The 17,274-nt window shown below is 74.1% G+C and carries 17 protein-coding genes and 1 pseudogene; 9 read left to right on the forward strand and 9 right to left on the reverse strand.

All coding sequences use genetic code 11. The features are described from left to right. Together ACFOVU_RS20700 and ACFOVU_RS20705 are read right to left on the reverse strand one after the other, a co-directional pair. Positions 1–727: YidC/Oxa1 family membrane protein insertase (locus ACFOVU_RS20700; protein WP_378536143.1), on the reverse strand; the 727-nt coding region annotated here is incomplete at its 3' end. A gap of 172 nt (positions 728–899) precedes the next feature. Next, the gene (locus tag ACFOVU_RS20705; RefSeq protein WP_378536145.1) at positions 900–1,199 is read right to left on the reverse strand and encodes a DUF6412 domain-containing protein; all 300 of its coding nucleotides are present in this window, start codon (positions 1,197–1,199) and stop codon (positions 900–902) included. 271 nt (positions 1,200–1,470) lie between these two features. On the opposite strand from ACFOVU_RS20705, the gene ACFOVU_RS20710 reads away from it, so the two are divergent. The 6 genes from ACFOVU_RS20710 to ACFOVU_RS20735 all read left to right on the forward strand — a co-directional run bounded on the left by ACFOVU_RS20710 (position 1,471) and on the right by ACFOVU_RS20735 (position 8,845). Then, complete coding sequence (locus ACFOVU_RS20710; RefSeq protein ID WP_378536147.1) at positions 1,471–1,785, forward strand: phosphatase; 315 nt, start codon at positions 1,471–1,473, stop codon at positions 1,783–1,785. Between the two features lie 368 nt (positions 1,786–2,153). Then, entirely contained in the window at positions 2,154–4,064 is a 1,911-nt protein-coding gene (locus ACFOVU_RS20715; protein ID WP_378536148.1) for a methylmalonyl-CoA mutase family protein, read from the forward strand. Further along, positions 4,061–6,310 carry a methylmalonyl-CoA mutase gene (scpA, locus tag ACFOVU_RS20720; RefSeq protein WP_378536150.1) on the forward strand — a complete coding sequence of 750 codons (2,250 nt, stop codon included), beginning with the start codon at positions 4,061–4,063 and terminating at the stop codon, positions 6,308–6,310. The genes ACFOVU_RS20715 and scpA overlap by 4 nt, the downstream gene beginning before the upstream one ends. A gap of 73 nt (positions 6,311–6,383) precedes the next feature. Continuing rightward, the gene (meaB, locus tag ACFOVU_RS20725) at positions 6,384–7,403 is read left to right on the forward strand and encodes a methylmalonyl Co-A mutase-associated GTPase MeaB (protein WP_378536152.1); all 1,020 of its coding nucleotides are present in this window, start codon (positions 6,384–6,386) and stop codon (positions 7,401–7,403) included. A gap of 338 nt (positions 7,404–7,741) precedes the next feature. Beyond that, entirely contained in the window at positions 7,742–8,113 is a 372-nt protein-coding gene (locus ACFOVU_RS20730; RefSeq protein WP_378536153.1) for an STAS domain-containing protein, read from the forward strand. 99 nt (positions 8,114–8,212) lie between these two features. Then, the gene (locus ACFOVU_RS20735) at positions 8,213–8,845 is read left to right on the forward strand and encodes a class I SAM-dependent methyltransferase (protein WP_378536155.1); all 633 of its coding nucleotides are present in this window, start codon (positions 8,213–8,215) and stop codon (positions 8,843–8,845) included. A gap of 23 nt (positions 8,846–8,868) precedes the next feature. On the opposite strand, the gene ACFOVU_RS20740 is transcribed toward ACFOVU_RS20735, so the two are convergent. Then, entirely contained in the window at positions 8,869–9,318 is a 450-nt protein-coding gene (locus tag ACFOVU_RS20740) for a GNAT family N-acetyltransferase (protein ID WP_378536157.1), read from the reverse strand. A 71-nt stretch (positions 9,319–9,389) separates the two neighbouring features. On the opposite strand from ACFOVU_RS20740, the pseudogene ACFOVU_RS20745 reads away from it, so the two are divergent. Further along, positions 9,390–9,851, forward strand: a pseudogene (locus tag ACFOVU_RS20745) (NUDIX hydrolase); the annotation flags it as partial. A gap of 214 nt (positions 9,852–10,065) precedes the next feature. Here the strand turns inward: ACFOVU_RS20745 and ACFOVU_RS20750 are convergent. The 3 genes from ACFOVU_RS20750 to ACFOVU_RS20760 form a co-directional block, all read right to left on the reverse strand. Beyond that, the gene (locus tag ACFOVU_RS20750; protein ID WP_378536159.1) at positions 10,066–10,659 is read right to left on the reverse strand and encodes a snapalysin family zinc-dependent metalloprotease; all 594 of its coding nucleotides are present in this window, start codon (positions 10,657–10,659) and stop codon (positions 10,066–10,068) included. Between the two features lie 227 nt (positions 10,660–10,886). Then, positions 10,887–12,365, reverse strand: coding sequence for a C4-dicarboxylate transporter DctA (gene dctA, locus ACFOVU_RS20755; RefSeq protein WP_378536161.1), 1,479 nt, complete (start codon positions 12,363–12,365; stop codon positions 10,887–10,889). Between the two features lie 215 nt (positions 12,366–12,580). Next, positions 12,581–12,751: an LPXTG cell wall anchor domain-containing protein gene (locus tag ACFOVU_RS20760; protein ID WP_378536163.1), complete on the reverse strand. Its 171-nt coding sequence runs from the start codon at positions 12,749–12,751 to the stop codon at positions 12,581–12,583. 191 nt (positions 12,752–12,942) lie between these two features. Between ACFOVU_RS20760 and ACFOVU_RS20765 the strand changes: the two genes are divergently transcribed. Continuing rightward, a complete protein-coding gene (locus ACFOVU_RS20765) occupies positions 12,943–13,875 on the forward strand; it encodes a TAXI family TRAP transporter solute-binding subunit (RefSeq protein WP_378536164.1) in 933 nt (310 codons plus the stop codon). Positions 13,876–13,903: 28 nt separating this feature from the next. On the opposite strand, the gene ACFOVU_RS20770 is transcribed toward ACFOVU_RS20765, so the two are convergent. The 3 genes from ACFOVU_RS20770 to ACFOVU_RS20780 form a co-directional block, all read right to left on the reverse strand. Next, the gene (locus tag ACFOVU_RS20770) at positions 13,904–15,313 is read right to left on the reverse strand and encodes a sensor histidine kinase (RefSeq protein ID WP_378536166.1); all 1,410 of its coding nucleotides are present in this window, start codon (positions 15,311–15,313) and stop codon (positions 13,904–13,906) included. Between the two features lie 3 nt (positions 15,314–15,316). Beyond that, positions 15,317–15,997 carry a response regulator transcription factor gene (locus ACFOVU_RS20775; RefSeq protein ID WP_378536168.1) on the reverse strand — a complete coding sequence of 227 codons (681 nt, stop codon included), beginning with the start codon at positions 15,995–15,997 and terminating at the stop codon, positions 15,317–15,319. Positions 15,998–16,096: 99 nt separating this feature from the next. After that, positions 16,097–16,366 carry a DUF6504 family protein gene (locus ACFOVU_RS20780; RefSeq protein WP_378536170.1) on the reverse strand — a complete coding sequence of 90 codons (270 nt, stop codon included), beginning with the start codon at positions 16,364–16,366 and terminating at the stop codon, positions 16,097–16,099. 281 nt (positions 16,367–16,647) lie between these two features. Between ACFOVU_RS20780 and ACFOVU_RS20785 the strand changes: the two genes are divergently transcribed. Further along, the gene (locus ACFOVU_RS20785) at positions 16,648–17,271 is read left to right on the forward strand and encodes a TetR/AcrR family transcriptional regulator (RefSeq protein WP_378536172.1); all 624 of its coding nucleotides are present in this window, start codon (positions 16,648–16,650) and stop codon (positions 17,269–17,271) included. The last annotated feature ends 3 nt before the right edge of the window (positions 17,272–17,274 follow it).

The following is a 17,274-nucleotide window of genomic DNA, read 5'->3' on the forward strand; positions in this document are numbered from 1 at the left end:
ATCCGGCGATGAGCCGCCGCAGGACCAGGCGCTCGGCGACGGTCCACGCCGTGCTGGTCGCCAGGTACAGCCCCGCGGCCAACGGGACGAACGCCGCCACGGCCACCGTCATGAACGACAGGTAGGTCATCACCTGCGCACCGGGCAGCGCGGGGCCGCCGCTCTCAGCGGCGGCCGCCATCGACGGCAGCACGAGCCAGCGCCGTGAGGCCCACGCCACCGCGGCGATGACGGCGAGCAGCGCCGCGAAGACCGCAACGGAGCCCGGGCCGGCCGCCGCCGCATCGCCCAGGGTGGCGCCGAGCGGCACCCCGCCCAGCGTCCAGCCGAGCAGCGCATTGGGCGCGCCGCCGATCTCGGGGGTGATGAACACCCCGTAGAGCACGATGAACACGGGCGACTGGGCGAGCATCGGCAGGCAGCCGGCCAGCGGTGAGGTCCCCTCCTCGGTGTAGAGGCGCTGCTGCTCGGCCACGAGGCGCTGCGGGTCCGCGCCGTGCTTCTTCTGGAGGGCGACCAGCCGCGGCGCCAGCCGGGCCCGGGCCTTCTCCCCACGGACCTGCGCGACGCTCAACGGCACGAGCGCGAGGCGGACGGCGGCGGTCAGGCAGACGACGGCGACGGCCGCGGCGGCCGTCCCCGCGAATGGGCTGAGCAGCGTGGTCAGCCCGGTGACGACAGAGGCGATCAGCCCGAGGGCGGTCGCGATCGGCGGAAACGTGTACATGGTGATGGTGCCCCTCGTCCGGCGGAAAGGAAGAACTAAAAACACGGCCGGGACGGCGACATGACGACACGGGCAGCGGGCGGCCCCGCGTGAAGGAGACACCCCGCAGGCCACGGCCGGGACGGCCCGTTCCAGGACCGGCCCTGCTGCGCGAGCAGCGACGACGCGTGTGTCAGGCGGCCGTCGGGGCGGCGCCCGGCGCTCGGGGGCGGGGCTTGCCGGGGGCGTCGGGGTCGCGCAGGGGAGGGGCGGCGGCGCGGTCGGAGCGGCGCCGCATGGCGTCGGCGCGGCCGCCTTCGGAGTCGGGAACGGGCCACGCGGCGACGCCGCGCACCGCGATCCAGGCGAGCGCGGCGCCCACGGCCACGAGGGCGAGCAGCGCGAACGACCCGGTGATGGGGCCGGCCGCATCGGTGAGCAGAACGTCGGCGGCCGGGAAGAGGAACTGAAGGAGGACGTACACGTGCACCACGGCGGCGCCCCTCCTTCCTCCGGCCGGACCCGGGCCGCGACCGCGGCCCCGACGCCACCCTATGCGGCCGGCCGCCCCGGTCGCCGCCGGCCGGCGGGTCCTCCCGTGGCGGGGCCGGGAAAGGGTGCCCGGAACGGCGACTCGGGGCTTAGGGACGGATCCTGCGACACACCCTCCCAGCTGTGGTGTTTCACGATCCGTTGTAGCTAAATGACAGGAAGTTCAAGATCATTCCGATCTCCGGCCCCGCTGAGAAGAGGGAACGAACGCCGTGCCGATCCGCCCCGCGAACCTCGCCACCATGTCCGCCACCATCGCCGGTGCGCTGGCCGGCATGTCCGGGCGGGACCGGACCCGGCCGGTCACGGTCACCTTCGAGAGCGGGCACCGCCAGGTGGTCGAGGGCGGGGGGTGCCGGGTGCTCGACTCCGACCAGGGCGGCGTCGTCGCCATCGAGACCGAGTCGCCCACCAAGTTCGCGCTGTACGCGGGCAACTCCTGCCAGGGCGCGCGGGCCGTCGCCTCCGGCAGCGGATCGGTCACCTTCGGCGACCCGCTGCTCGCCGGCGCCATCGTCCTGGGCTGAGGCCCCGCGGGCGGCGGAGCCCCTCGCCACCGTCGCGTCAGGGTTCCGCCTCCGTCGTCGAGCCCCTTCCTCGCGGGCGAGGCGGCGGACAGGCCGGCGGCGTCCGCCCCGCTGTAGTCGCGTCGGGCCTCCGCCCCGGCCGTCGAGCCGCGTCCCCTGCGGGGGACGCGGGACGGGCGCCGTAACGGACCGGCTGGAACACGCCAAGCGGTAGGTCCGATTCACAGGCCGCCGCCGCGCCATCGCACGGGAACGGGCGCGGACGCGGGGAAACGCCGACACCGGCGCGGCGGCGGGGGCGATCCGGGGTCGGACTGGGGCGCCCCGATTCAGCGGCCGTCCAGCGCGGTTATCTACCATCTCGGAATATGGGCACGACGGAGAGTGGCGCGGGACACCTCGCCCTGGGTGCGGAGTTCCCCCAGGCGACGCGGGAGCACTGGCGTGAACTGGTCACGGGTGTCCTGCGCAAGAGCGCCGCCGAAGCCGGCGCCCCCGCTCCCGACCCGGAGCAGGCGCTCTCCTCGGTGACCTACGACGGCATCGCGATCGCGCCGCTCTACACCGCTGCCGACGCCGCCCCGGGCGGCGGCGACCTCGACTCCGGCCACCCCGGCCTGCACCCCTTCACCCGGGGCGGGCGCCCTGAGGGGGCGGTGGCGGCCGGCTGGGACATCCGCCAGCGGCACGCCGGCCCCGGCCCCGCCGCAGCCCGCCGCGCGGTCCTCGCCGACCTGGAGAACGGGGCCACCTCCATCTGGCTCGCCGTGGGCGACGGCGGTGTGCCGGTCACCGGGATCGGCGACGTGCTCGCCGACGTCCACCTCGACCTCGCCCCCGTCACCCTCGACGCCGGCGCCGAGCACGCCGCCGCGGCCCGAGCCCTGCTGCGCGCCTGGGCCGACCGCGGCGTCCCCGACGCCGCTGTCACGGGCGGCCTGGGCATCGACCCCCTCACCGCCGCCGCCCGCACCGGCGCCCCCGCCGACCTCGCCCCCCTCAGGGAGGCCGCTGCCGCCTACGCCGCCCGCCACCCGGCGCTGCGGCTCGCCACCGCCGACGCCACCCCCTACCACGACGCCGGCGGGTCCGAGGCGCAGGAGCTCGGCGCCGCCATGGCCGCCGGCACCGCCTACCTGCGCGCGCTCACCGAGGCGGGGCTCGGCCTCGCCGACGCCGCGGCGCGGCTGGAGTTCCGGTTCGCGGCGACCGCCGACCAGTTCCTGACCATCGCCAAGCTGCGCGCCGCCCGCGCCATGTGGGCCCGGGTCACCGAGGCGTGCGGCCTGCCGCCGGAGCGACGCGCGATGCGCCAGCACGCCGTGACGTCCGCCGCGATGATGACCCGCCGCGACCCCTACGTGAACATCCTGCGCACCACCCTGGCCTGCTTCGGCGCGGGGATCGGCGGCGCCGACGCCGTGACCGTCCGCCCGTTCGACGACGCCCTCGGCGTCCCCGACGACTTCGCCCGCCGCATCGCCCGCAACACCCAGACGCTGCTGCTGGAGGAGGCGCACCTCGCCCGGGTGATCGACCCCGCGGGCGGGTCCTACTTCGTCGAGCGCGCCACCGCCGACCTCTACGCCGCCGGGTGGGCGTTCTTCCAGGAGCTGGAGGCCGCCGGCGGGATGGCGGCCGCGCTGTCGGCCGGCCTGGTCGCCGAGCGCGTGGACGAGGTGTGGCGGCGGCGCCGCGACGCCATCGCCCGCCGCACCGACCCGCTGACCGGCGTCAGCGCGTTCCCCGATCTCGACGGCCCCGTCCCCGACCGGCCCGCCGCCCCCGCTGCGGGCACCGCGCCGGGCGCCGCGCCGGCCGCGCTGCCGCGCCGCCGCTACGCCCACGACTTCGAGGCGCTGCGCGACCGCTCCGACGCCCACCTCGCCGCCACCGGCGCGCGGCCCCGCGTCTTCCTGGCGACCCTCGGCCCGGTCGCCGCGCACACGGCGCGGGCCGCCTTCGCCGGCGACCTCCTGCGCGCCGGGGGGATCGAGCCCGTCGGCGGCGACACCGCGGCCGGCGCCGGCGAGGCGGTCGCCGCGTTCCGCCGCAGCGGGGCCCGCGTCGCCTGCCTGTGCGGCTCCGACGCCGGCTACGCCGAGCAGGCGGCCGGCACGGCGGCCGGGCTGAAGGCCGCCGGGGCCGAACGCGTCCTCATGGCGGGCCCGCCCGTCCCCGCCTACCGCGACGCCGGGGTCGACGCCTTCTGCTCCACCGGGTCCGACGCGCTCGCCCTGCTGGCGGACCTCCACGACACCCTGGGAGTGGGCCAATGAACGACTCCACGGCGTCCGGCACCGCACGGGCGCACATCCCCGACTTCAGCACGGTCGCCCCGGGCGGCACGGCCGCGGCGCCGGGCGGCGCCGGCGCCTGGGCGCGCGCCCTCGAACAGGCCACCGGCAAGGGCCCCGACGCCCTGGAATGGGAGACCCCCGAGGGCATCGGCGTGCGCCCGCTGTACACGCCGGCCGACCGCGACGGCTTGGACTTCCTCGCCACCTACCCCGGGATCGCCCCGTACCTGCGCGGCCCCTACCCGACGATGTACGTGACCCGGCCGTGGACGATCCGGCAGTACGCCGGGTACTCCACCGCCGAGGAGTCCAACGCGTTCTACCGGCGCAACCTCGCCGCCGGGCAGAAGGGCCTGTCGGTCGCCTTCGACCTCGCGACCCACCGCGGCTACGACTCCGACCACCCGCGGGTGGCCGGTGACGTCGGCATGGCGGGCGTGGCGATCGACTCCATCCACGACATGCGGCGGCTCTTCGACGGCATCCCGCTGGACCGGATGACCGTGTCGATGACGATGAACGGCGCGGTGCTGCCCATCATGGCGCTCTACATCGTCGCCGCCGAGGAGCAGGGGGTCCCGCCCGAAAAGCTCGCGGGGACCATCCAGAACGACATCCTCAAAGAGTTCATGGTCCGCAACACCTACATCTACCCGCCGCAGCCCTCGATGCGGATCATCTCCGACATCTTCGCCTACACATCCCAGCGGATGCCGCGCTTCAACTCCATCTCGATCTCCGGCTACCACATGCAGGAGGCCGGGGCGACGGCCGACCTGGAGCTGGCCTACACGCTCGCCGACGGCGTCGAGTACATCCGGGCCGGCAACCGCGCGGGGCTGGCGGTCGACGCGTTCGCGCCGCGGCTGTCGTTCTTCTGGGCCATCGGGATGAACTTCTTCATGGAGGTCGCCAAGCTGCGCGCGGCCCGGCTGCTGTGGGCGAAGCTGGTCAAGGGGTTCGCGCCTGAGAACGCCAAGTCGCTGTCGCTGCGCACCCACTGCCAGACCTCCGGCTGGTCGCTGACCGCCCAGGACGTCTTCAACAACGTCGTCCGCACCTGCGTCGAGGCGATGGCCGCCACCCAGGGCCACACCCAGTCGCTGCACACCAACGCCCTCGACGAGGCGCTGGCCCTGCCCACGGACTTCTCCGCGCGCATCGCCCGCAACACCCAGCTCGTGCTCCAGCAGGAGTCGGGGACCACCCGCGTCATCGACCCGTGGGGCGGCAGCCACTACGTCGAACGCCTCACCCACGAGCTGGCCGAACGCGCGTGGGCGCACATCGGCGAGGTCGAGCGCGCCGGCGGCATGGCCGCCGCCATCGACGCCGGGATCCCCAAGATGCGCATCGAGGAGGCGGCCGCGCGCACCCAGGCCCGCATCGACTCCGGCCGCCAGCCGGTCATCGGGGTGAACAAGTACCGGCCGGAGAGCGACGAGGAGATCGAGGTCCGCAAGGTCGACAACTCGCGCGTGCGCGCCGAGCAGCTGGCGGGCCTGCGCCGGCTGCGCGCCGAGCGCGATGACGACGCCGTCCGCTCCGCCCTGGACCGGCTCACGGCCGCCGCGGCGGGCGCCTCCCACGGCACCACCCTGGAGAACAACCTGCTGGCCGCGGCGGTCGACGCCGCCCGGGCCAAGGCCACCGTGGGCGAGATCTCCGAGGCGATGGAGCGGGTCTTCGGCCGCCACTCCGGCCAGGTCCGTACCATCCAGGGTGTGTACCGCGAGGAAGCGGGCGCGTCCGGCGACGCCGCAGCGGCCATGGCCGCCGTGGCCGGCCGGGTGCGCGCGTTCGAGGAGAACGAGGGCCGGCGCCCGCGCATCCTGGTCGCCAAGATGGGCCAGGACGGCCACGACCGCGGGCAGAAGGTGATCGCCACGGCCTTCGCCGACCTCGGCTTCGACGTCGACGTCGGCCCGCTGTTCCAGACCCCCGAAGAGGTGGCGGCGCAGGCCGCGGAGGCCGACGTGCACATCGTCGGCGTGTCGTCGCTGGCCGCCGGCCACCTCACCCTGGTCCCGGCGCTGCGCGCGGCGCTCGCGGACCTCGGGCGCGAGGACATCATGATCGTGGTCGGCGGCGTCGTCCCGCCCGCCGACACCGCCGAGCTGCACGCCGCCGGGGCCGCCGCGATCTTCCCCCCGGGGACCGTCATCGCCGAGGCCGCCGCCGGGCTGCTGGACCGGCTGGCCGAAAGCCTGGGGCACGCATCCTGACCCCGCCCGACCGCCACCGCACCGGAGGGGGCCGCCGCGGGGCGCTCCCGCACCGCCGCCCGTCAGGACCCCGATGAGCCGACGCACCATCGACATCGACGCCTACGCCGAAGGCGTCCGCGCCGGGCACCGGCCGACCCTGGCCCGCGCGATCACGCTGGTCGAGTCGCGCCGGGCCGACCACGCCGAGCTGGCGCAGCGCCTGCTGGTCGAGCTGCTGCCGCACAGCGGCACGGCGCACCGCGTGGGCATCACGGGGGTGCCGGGGGTCGGCAAGTCCACCTTCATCGACGCGCTCGGCACCCGGCTGACCGGGCGCGGGCACCGGGTGGCGGTCCTGGCCGTCGACCCGTCGTCCACCCGCACGGGCGGCAGCATCCTCGGCGACAAGACGCGCATGGCGCGGCTGTCGGTCGACCCGGCCGCGTTCGTGCGCCCCTCTCCCACAGCGGGGACGCTCGGCGGTGTGGCCCGCGCCACCCGCGAGACGATGGTGCTCTTGGAGGCCGCGGGCTTCGACGTCATCCTCGTCGAGACGGTCGGGGTGGGCCAGTCGGAGGTCGCCGTGGCCGACATGGTCGACTGCTTCTGCTTCCTCGCTCTGGCCCGCACCGGCGACCAGCTTCAGGGCATCAAGAAGGGCGTGCTGGAACTCGTCGACGTCGTCGCGGTGAACAAGGCCGACGGCCCGCAGGCCGACGACGCGCGCAAGGCAGCCCGCGAGCTGTCGCGGGCGCTGCGCCTGCTCCAGCCCGTCCACCCGGCCTGGCGCCCGCCCGTGCTGACCAGCAGCGGGCTCACCGGCGAGGGCCTGGACGAGGTGTGGGAGGCGGTGCTGGCCCACCGGCGGGCTCTGGAGGAGGCCGGCGCGTTCGCCGAGCGGCGCAGCGGCCAGCAGGTGGGGTGGATGTGGTCACAGGTGCGCGACCGGCTGATGGACCGGCTCACCCGGCACCCCGGTGTGCGGGGCCTCACCCCCGGGGCCGAGGAGGCCGTGCGCGCGGGCGACCTCACCGCCACGCTCGCGGCGGAGCGGCTCTTGGCGGCGTTCTTCGCCGACCCCGGAGCATCGGGTGACCGCGACTCCGCGTGACCGGGGCCACGTCCCCCGGGGGCGCAACACCCCGATTCGGAGCGTACGTTCGGGAGATTGGGTCCGACCGCAACGAATCCTCGTCGCAAATGACGTGTGTGGGGGAAAATATCTTGCGCATCGGCATTCCCGTCGGGTGAATCGCCTAATACCGTGAGTGGTCAAAGCCCTACGGCAGCAGGCGGCCGGAGCCCGTCGGCGCGCCGGACGTCCCCGCCGTCGCCCGCCGGACGCCGCCGCACGGGGAGTGCGAGCGGACCCCCTACCGGAATCCGCCGTTTTCCGTATGGTTAGCAAGGGGAACCCCTCATCTACACGTGGGGCTGGGAGGAGTGAACGTGCACAGGCTTGGGCTGAGCACCCGGGTCGAGAACCACAGCGTGATCGTGAGCGTCGAAGGTGATCTCGACATCGCGACCGCAGGCGACCTCCAAGAGCATGTCCTGTCCGCTGTCGACGAGAACGGCCCGTGGCTGATCCTCGACTTCTCGCAGCTGGAGTTCATGGACTCCAGCGGGCTGAACGTCGTCATCAACGCCTACCGGACCGTCAAGGAGCACGGTGGCAGCCTGGCGCTCGCGGCACCGAACGAACGCGTCACCAAGGTCGTGCGCCTCGTCGGTCTGCACCGCCAGGTACCCGTGCACACCACGGTGCCGGCCGCCGTCAACGCCATGGAGGCGTTGGAGCAGAAGCAGCAGGCCGGCTGATACCGCCGCCGTCCGGCAGCCCTGCCGCGGCGATCGTCCGGGCCCGTCGTCGCGACGGGTCCGTTCGCCGTTTCCACGACCCGATGGAGGAGCACCGCCGTGCCCCTGTGGTGGAACCACAACAGCCACTACCACGACCACCTGCTGCGGCACGTGCCGCCGGGGTGCGGCCGCGCGCTCGACGTGGGCTGCGGCTCGGGGCGCTTCGCCCGGAGGCTGGCGGGGCGGGCGGCGGCCGTCGACGCGATCGACGCCGATGAGGGCATGATCCGCCGCGCCGAGGCCACCACCCCGCGGCGCCTGAACATCCGCTACACGCGGACCGCCCTGGACGACGCCGGCATCGAGCCGGGCGCCTACGACTTCATCTCGGCGATCGCCTCCATCCACCACATGCCGTTCGCGCCGGCGCTGCGCACCCTGGCCGCGGGGCTGGCGCCCGGCGGCGTGCTCGCCGTCGTCGGGCTCTACCGCGAGGAGACCCCCGCCGACCTCGCCGTCGCGGCGGCCGCCCTCCCGCCGCAGGTGGCGATCGGCGCCGGGATGCGCGTCGCCCGCGCGCTAACGGGGGTCGCCGACCCCTCCGTCCCGGACCTCTCGGCGATGCCCATGCGCGACCCCGAGATCGGCCTGCGCGAGATCAGGACCGCCGCGGCCGACACCCTCCCCGGGGCGCGCGTACGGCGCCTGCTCTTCTACCGGTACTCGCTCACCTACACGCGCCCGGCGTAGCGGACGAGGGGCGGAAGGGCCGGTCAGCCCCGGCGCTCGAACACCATGCGGTCCAGCCCGGGGCCGTCATAGTCGGCGACCGGCCCGGTGACCGCGAACCCCATCGCACGGTGGAACGCGATCGACCCGGTGTTGACCGGTGAGGTGACCGCCCGCACCACAGGGCGTCCCCTCTCGGCCGCACCGGCCAGGAACCGCCCGTACAGCCCGGCCGCCAGGCCCGATCGGCGCAGATCGGGGCGGACCGCCACCATGTGGATGTAGGCGGCGTCCGCCGCAGCGGGGGAGTCGAAACCGACCAGGAACCCGGCCGTGCCCGCGGTGTCCTCGGCGAACAGGCTCGTGGGCGCGAAGTGGTCGAGGAAGAGCCGCGGCAGGATGTGGGAGATGGGGCGGCCCCACCAGGCGTCGGCCACGGCGACGATGGCCGCGTGGTCGCCGGGGCGCGCGGTGCGGATGGCGGCGGATGTCATGGGGCCATCATCGCGCCCTCGCCGTCGTGGCACGGGGCGGGGAGGGGGTCCGGGGTGAGTAGGGTCGGACCATGCCGACACCCGACTTCGTCCTCCGGCTGCGCGACCACGTGGGCCACGGGCCCCTGTGGCTGACCGGGGTGACCGCCGTCGTGATCGACGACTCCGGCGACATCCTGCTGCACCGGCGGGCCGACGACGGCCGGTGGTCCACCCCCGGCGGGATCCTCGAACCCGGCGAGCAGCCCGCCGAGGCGCTGGTCCGCGAGGTGTGGGAGGAGACCGGGGTGCAGGTGGTGCCCGAGCGCATCGCCAGCGTGTTCACCGAGCCGCCCTTCACCTACCCCAACGGTGATCAGGTCCAGTTCCTCGACATCGCGTTCCGCTGCCGCCCGACCGGCGGCGCGCCGCGCCCCGACGCCGAGGAGTCCCTGGAGGTCCGCTGGTTCCCGCCCGGGGACCTCCCGGAGCTGGACGACCGGGTCCTGCGCCGGGTACGGCTGGCTCATGGTGAAGGGGCGGCCTGGTACGTGACCAGCGGTGCGGAGCCGCGAGCCGACGAACGAGCGGAGGCGGCGCCGCCCCAGGCCGCAGGCCCTTTCCGTGGGGCCGTTGGAGCGGAGTGAGGAAGCGGGGCGACCCGGGGGCACAGAGCCCGAACCGGAGCCGCACCCAGCCGGTCCTTGAATTCCGCGGTGCCGGGGGTGCAGGCCACGCCGCACCCCCGGCACCGGACGGACTCGCAGGTCAGGGGCCGTCGACGACCATGGTGCCGGCGGCGGGGACCTGGCCCAGGGCGCCGGTTCCGTAGTTCTGCTCGACGCGGGACCGCTCGGCCGAGTTGGGGACCGCGTTCGTGCACGACGTGCCCGCGGTCGAGCCCGACATCAGCGACGAGCACGGGCCGGGCTTGATGTCCGGCAGGCCGAGGCTGTGCCCCAGTTCGTGCGCTGCGATGCGGGTGACGTCGTGGCCTTCGTCCACCGCCTGGCTGCCCATCTCCACGCGGGCCGATCCGCCGGGGCGCACCGGGCCGAGGGTGGCCTGCGGCCACCCGTCGGTCGCGATGATCGTGATCTCGGCCCGCTGGCCCGGGGCGGCCTCTTCGATCTGGACGTTGGCGACGCTGTCGTTCCAGACCTGGACGCCGGCGGCGATCTCCGCCTCGTACTCGGTGGCCTGGTCGGCGTTGTAGGTGATCGTGGTCGCCGCCTCCGCCGCCGGAGCCGCGTCGGCGGGGGCGGTGGTGGTCGACGCCGAGGCGGCGGGCAGCCCGCCGGCCAGTGACAGCGCCGCCGCTGCGGCGGCGGCGAGGGCGCACGCGGAAGTGCGTCGCAGCATTCGTGTCTCCTTGGGGGTGGGGGAGGATCCTCAACTGCGGGGGACCCTGTGGGGTCTCGGAGAGAGTACGCGCCGCTACATATCGCTACAAGAGGGGTAAGGGGTATCTGACCCTTCCGGTCGGCACCGGGCGTGCCGGCCTTCGCTCGGCCGGCCCCGCTGCCGATAGAAACGGCACGGCACCCGCGCAAGAGGGGAGCGCGGGTGCCGTGCCGGGGTGTCCGGGATCAGCCGGCCGCGGACGGAGCGGCCTTCTTGTCACCGGAGGTGTCCGCCTCGGAGTCGTCGCCGGCCGGGTCCGCCGTATCGGCGGCGGCACCCGCGGCCTCGCCGTCGCCCTGCGGGGCGGCCTCGGCGCCGCCGTCGACGCGCATCAGCTCGTCCATGTTGATGGAGTTCGGGTTGTCGAGCACGTGCGCCAGCCGCTCACGGTCGAGGTCGCCGGTCCAGCGGGCGATCACCAGCGTGCCCACACCGTTGCCGATGAGGTTGGTCAGCGCGCGCGCCTCGGACATGAACCGGTCGATGCCGACGATCAGCGCGATGCCCGCCAGCGGGATGACGCTGTCGAACGCGGCCAGCGACGCCGCCAGCGTCACCAGCCCGGCGCCGCTCACGCCCGCCGCGCCCTTGCTCGACAGCAGCATGAACAGCAGCAGGCCGACCTGGGTCCACACGCCCACCTCGACGCCGGTCGCCTGGGCGATGAAGATGGCGCCCATGGTCATGTAGATGGCCGTGCCGTCGAGGTTGAAGGAGTAGCCGGTCGGGATGGTCAGGCCGACCACCGACTTCTTCGTGCCGGCCGCCTCCAGCTTGGTCATCATCCGCGGCAGCACCGACTCGCTGGAGGAGGTGCCCAGGACGATCAGCAGCTCGTCGCGGATCAGCCGGATGAACTTCAGCAGGCTGAACCCTGCGACGCGGGCGACCAGGCCGAGGAACCCGACGATGAACAGCACGCAGGTCGCGTAGAAGCTGAGCATGAAGTAGGCGAGGCTGCTCAGGATCTGGCCGCCGTATTCGCCGACGGTGTAGGCCATGCCGCCGAAGGCGCCGATCGGGGCGGCGTACATCACGATCTTGATGACCCCGAACATGACGTCCTGGATCGTGGTCAGGCCGCGGATGGCCCCCTCGGCTCGCTTGCCGAGCATCGTCAGCGCGCAGGCGACCAGGATGGCCACCACGAGCACCTGGATGAGCTGGCCGTCGACGAAGGCCCCGAAGAACGACTCGGGCACCAGGTGCAGGATGAACCCGGAGATGCCGTCGGCCTCGGTCGAGGTGGCCTCGCTGATGGTGTCGGCGGCGGCATCCTCGTCGAAGGACATGCCCAGGCCCACACCGGGGCGCAGGACGTTGATGGTCACCAGGCCGATCGCCAGGGCGATCAGGGTGGTGGCGATGAAGTAGGTCACGGTCCGCAGCGCCAGGCCCCCGGCCTTGGCGAGGTTGCCGAGGCCGGCGATGCCGACCACGACGGTACAGAAGATCGTCGGCGCGATGACGACCTTGACCAGCTTGATGAACAGGTCGGCCAGCCACTTCATCTGCGACGCCTGCGCCGGGAAGAGGATGCCCACCGCGATGCCGAGGGCGATGGCCACCAGGACCCAGAAGTACAGCTGTCGGGTGAAGCGCTTGCGCGGTGCTGGTGCGGCGGCGTCGCCGGCGGGCGGGTCGGTGCGTCGCAGAGACGGCACGGGGACCTCCTTCATCACGGAACTGCGGGGGATGTGCGGGGCATCACGTGATGCTCGCCACTGGCCGCCGTAACAGGCAAGCCACGGGGGTGAAACTTCAGATTCACCTGACATTTCGCGCCGGTGGGTGAACGAAGATCACCGGATGTGACCGGGAGCACGGCGGTGCGGCGGCGCCGCACCGGCCCCCGCGCAGGCTCCGCGGAGCGTCTTGATCAGACGCAGGAGTGCCGCTTGCGCGCCAGCACGAGCCCGCCGCACGACGCCAGGACCACGATGCCTGTGGCGATGTTGACGATGACCTGTGACCCGGCATCGGGGAGGAACGCGGCGATGACGTTGCCCATGACGGCGACGGCGAGCACGGTCCAGAGCAGAGCCCTCATGATGATGTCCTTCCAGGCGGAGGCGTCGACCTTCACCTGCAACGATGCCGTCCGGGGCCAGGCGGGGCCATGGCGCCCATGACCGGATCGGGGGTGTAGCCCGCTCCACCCCCGGCCGCGGCCGGCGCCGGGACGGCCCGGGGTGCGAGCGCCGGACGGGGTGCCGCGGCCTGCTGATCTAAGCTGCGGGTGTGAGTGGACACCCGGACGTGGCGCGCCGTTCCGTCCTGGTGGGCGGCATGGCCGTGCTGGCCGGATGCGGCGGGCGCGCGGTGCCCGACCTGCCCGAGCTGGTGCTCGCCACCGGCCCGCCGGGGGCGGTGTTCCGAGAGATCGGCGCCACGCTGGCCCGGCTCCTCGACCGCGCGCTCCCCGATACCCGCGTGGTCGCCCGCGAGACCGCCGCCTCGGCCGACAACATCCGGCTGCTCCACGACGGCGCGGCGCAGGTCGGGTTCTCCAGCCTGGACGCCGCCGTGGGCGCCAGCGGGCGTCCCCCCGAAGGCATGGGCGCGCTCGGCCGGCTCTACGACAGCTTCCTGCACCTGGTGGTCCCGGCGGACTCCCCGCTGCGCTCCTACGGCGACCTGGACCGGCACCGGGTCTCCTTCGGCGCCGACGGCTCCGGGACGGAGTTCATCATGACGCGGCTGGCCGACCTGACCGGCCTGGACGTCCGCGAGACGCTGCTCGACCAGGCCGACTCGGCCGACGCCCTCACGACCGGCGACCTCGACGCGATGTTCTCCCTCACCGGGGTCCCCACCCCCGCGGTCGCCCAGATCACGGCGGCCGGGGGAGCGCGGCTGATCGGGCTGCGCGGCCAGGCCGACCGGCTCGCCGACGCCTACCCGGCCCCCTACATCCCGGCGACCATCCCGGCGACCGCCTACGAGGACGTGCCCGCCACCCCGACCGTTGCGGTGCCCAACATCCTGCTCGCCCGCTCCGACCTGCCCGACGAGGTCGCCCGGATCATCACCGAGACCGTGTTCACCCAGTCCGCCGCGATCGCCGCCGACCGGCCCGAGGCCGCCCACATCAACGTCCGCACCGGCATCGCCACCGGCCCCGTCCCCCTCCACCCCGGGGCGGAACGGTGGTTCCGCGACCGGAAGTCCTGACGGCGTGCTCCCCGCTCTGCCTGCCCGCTCACTCGGGGAGGGCGGGCGGCGCCCCCGGGAGCCGGATCAGGACGTCCAGGCCGTAGCCGTCGGAGTGCGGGCGCGGCAGCCCCGGGCCCAGGCGCAGCTCGCCGCCCGCGGCCTCGACCAGCTCGGCGCAGATCGCCAGCCCCAGGCCCGTCCCCGGCACGTTCTGGTGCTTGGGCGACCGCCAGAACCGGCGCAGAGCCTCCTCGCGCTCCTCGCGGTCGAGCCCGATGCCGTCGTCGCTGACGTGCAGGTCGACCATCTCGCCCTCCGCCGCACGCAGCACGACCCGCTCTCCCCCCGACAGCCGGATCGCGTTCGCGACCAGCTCGTCGAGGACGCTGCCCAGCCCGCCGGGTGGCTCCAGCAGCCGGATCCCCGCCGGCACCCGCGCCTCCACGGCCACCCCGCGCTCCGCGCCCAGGGCGCGCCACCGCTCCAGCCGGGTGCCGAGCACGAGGTCCAGCTCGACGGGCTCGGCGTCGCTGAAGCTCTCCAGCCGCGTGGCGGCCAGCAGGTGGTTGAGCATCCGGTTCATCGCCTTGAGCTCCTCCACCGCGTCGTCGTGGACCTCGCGGGCCTCCTCGTCGCGCAGGAACGGCCGCAGGTTCTCCACCGCCAGGCGCAGGCTGGTGAGCGGGTTGCGCAGCTGGTGGGAGGCGTCGGAGACGAACGCCCGCTGCCGGTGCAGGGCCCGCTCGACCACGTCGACCATGGCGTTGAACGACGCGGCCAGGCGCCGCAGCTCCGGCGGCCCGCCGGCCTCGTCGGCGCGCACGGTGAGGTCGCCGTGGGCGACGCGCGCGGTCGCGTCGTCGAGCCGGTGCACCGGGCGCAGCACCCAGCGCGACACCGGCCAGGTCACCGCGGCCAGGCCGGTCAGCGGCACCAGGCCCAGCAGCGCCATCCACCCCCAGCTGGCGAGCACCGACGTGCGCAGGTGCCCGGTGTCCGACGCGGCCACGACCACCCCCTCGACCTCGCTGTCCCGCCCCACCGGCTCGGCGAGGATCAGCGGGCGGTCGTCCCACGGCCACAGCGCGGTCGGGGGCTCCGGGCGGAACCCGGCGAGCGCGTCGTCGACGACGCGCCGGGTCCCGGCGTCCTCCAGGTACGTGAGGAGCTCGCCCTGCCCGCTGGAGCCGATCACGACCCGGCCCGAGGGGTCGAGCAGCGCCACCGGGAAGCCGTAGAGGTCCTCGTAGCGCTCCAGCTCCATGCGCAGCGCCTCGGTCCGGCCGGTCTCCAGAGCGGTGTCGGCCAGCGACGCGAACCGGCCGATGTCGTTCAGCCGGTCGACGTAGACCTCCCCGGTCTGCTGCTGGGCCACCAGCGTCGCCAGCGGCACGCCCAGCGCGGCCACCAGCACGAACGCCAGAGGGAGCAGGATGACCAGCAGCCGCTGTTGCACGCGCTACTCCGGCCCGGTCCTGACGTGCAGCCGGTAGCCCACCCCGCGTGCGGTGTGGATGCGCAGGTCGCCGCCGAGCTTGCCGCGCAGCGCCGCGATGTGGGTGTCGAGGGTGCGTGAGGACGCCTCCCAGCCGACCCCCCACACCTGGTCCAGGATGACGTCGCGGCCGACGACCGCCGGAGCCCGCTGCGCCAGCAGCGCGAGCAGGTCGAACTCTTTGCGGGTGAGGGACAGCGGCACGCCGTCCACCTCGGCCTCCCGGGAGTTCAGGTCCATGCGCAGCGGCCCGAGCGTCAAAGGGGGCTCGCTGCGCTCGGCGGCCGACCGCGCCGCCCGGGTGCGGCGCAGCACCGCGTCGATGCGGGCGAGGAGTTCGGCGATGCCGAACGGTTTGACGACGTAGTCGTCGGCGCCGGCGCGCAGGCCGCGGACGCGTTCGCGCTCCTCGGCGCGGGCGGTCACCGCGATGATCGCGGTCTCGGAGCGCTCGCGCAGCCGGCGCAGCAGGTCGATGCCGTCGGCGTCGGGCAGCCCGAGGTCGAGCAGCACGACGTCGGGCTCCGGCGCGCGCAGGGCGTCGGCCGCCGAATTGACCCGGTTGACGTCGAAGGACGCGTTCCGAAGCGCGGTGACCAGACCTCGCGCGACCCGGTCGTCGTCTTCGACCACGAGAATGCGCATCGTCCGACATGGTAGAACGCGCCTGGTCGCATAGCCCCCACTCCGGGCCGCGCCCCTCCCGCGCGGCCCGGCCCCGCGGTCACGGGGCGGGGGCGGGCATCATCCCCATAGGCGGCGCATGGTCCAGTGCTCGGTGGCGGTGTCGAGCGTGATGTCGGCGATGCTGGGCCGGCCCTGGTCGGACTCGGCGGCGACCCGCACGAGCCGGATGTCGGTGCCGCCGGCGCCCGGGCCGCCGGGGGTGCCGTTCCCGGTGTTCCAGGTGCCGATGATCCGCCGGACGCGGTACATCCGCCCGCGCCAGGCGAAGAAGGCGGGGTGGCCGCCGGTGGTCGATCTGACGTCGATCCGTTCGTTGTAGAGACTCACCCCGGCATCCTATCGAACACAGGTTCGAATCAGGATCGGCCCCCGGGTGTCCCGGCATCGGACACCCTAGATCTTCGGGCCGGTGCGGCGCGGCACCACTTTGCGGCGCATCCTTGGTTCGACCTGGATGACCTGCGCTGATGGCCGGGATATCGGTGGACCGCGGAGCCCCGTCGGCGTGTCGCGCCCGGGGCGGCGGGCGCCCTCCGTCCGGCCGACCGGTATGCCTATTCTTGTGGGGCCGTAGGACACGGGGGCGGGGGGTGAGCGGGGAGGTGAGCGTGACCGGCGGACAAAACGCGGCGACCGGAGGGCCGGGGGCCGACGGGGAACGCGTGCCGGTGCCCGGCCGGCTGCTGGCGGCGGCCACCCGGCTCTTCGCCGAGCAGGGGTTCGAGCGCACCTCGGTGCAGGAGCTGGTCGACGCCGCCGGCGTCACCAAGGGCGCGATGTACCACTACTTCTCGTCCAAGGACGACCTGCTCTACGCCGTCTACCAGCGGCTGATGTCGCTCCAGATGCGCCGGCTCACCGAATTCGCCGCCGCACCCGGTCCCATCGCCGAGCGGGTGCGGGCCGCGGCCGCCGACCTCGTCCACACCACGGTGGACAACCTCGACGATGCGGTCATCTTCTACCGCTCCATGCACATGCTCTCCGCCGACCGCCAGGCCGCGGTGCGCAAGGAGCGCCGCCAGTACCACGAGCTCTTCCGCTCGATGATCGAGCAGGGCCGGAGCGAGGGGGTCTTCCGCTCCGACGTCCCCGCCGACATCGTCGCCACCCAGTACTTCGGCGCCGTCCACCACCTCGGCCGCTGGTACCGCCGCGACGGCGAGCTCGACGGCCCGGCGCTCGGCGAGCACTTCGCCGGCCTCCTCATGGCCGGGCTGCGCCCGGTCTGAGCC

It is taken from the genome of Nocardiopsis sediminis, assembly GCF_042650565.1.
GTDB lineage: Bacteria > Actinomycetota > Actinomycetes > Streptosporangiales > Streptosporangiaceae > Nocardiopsis_B > Nocardiopsis_B sediminis.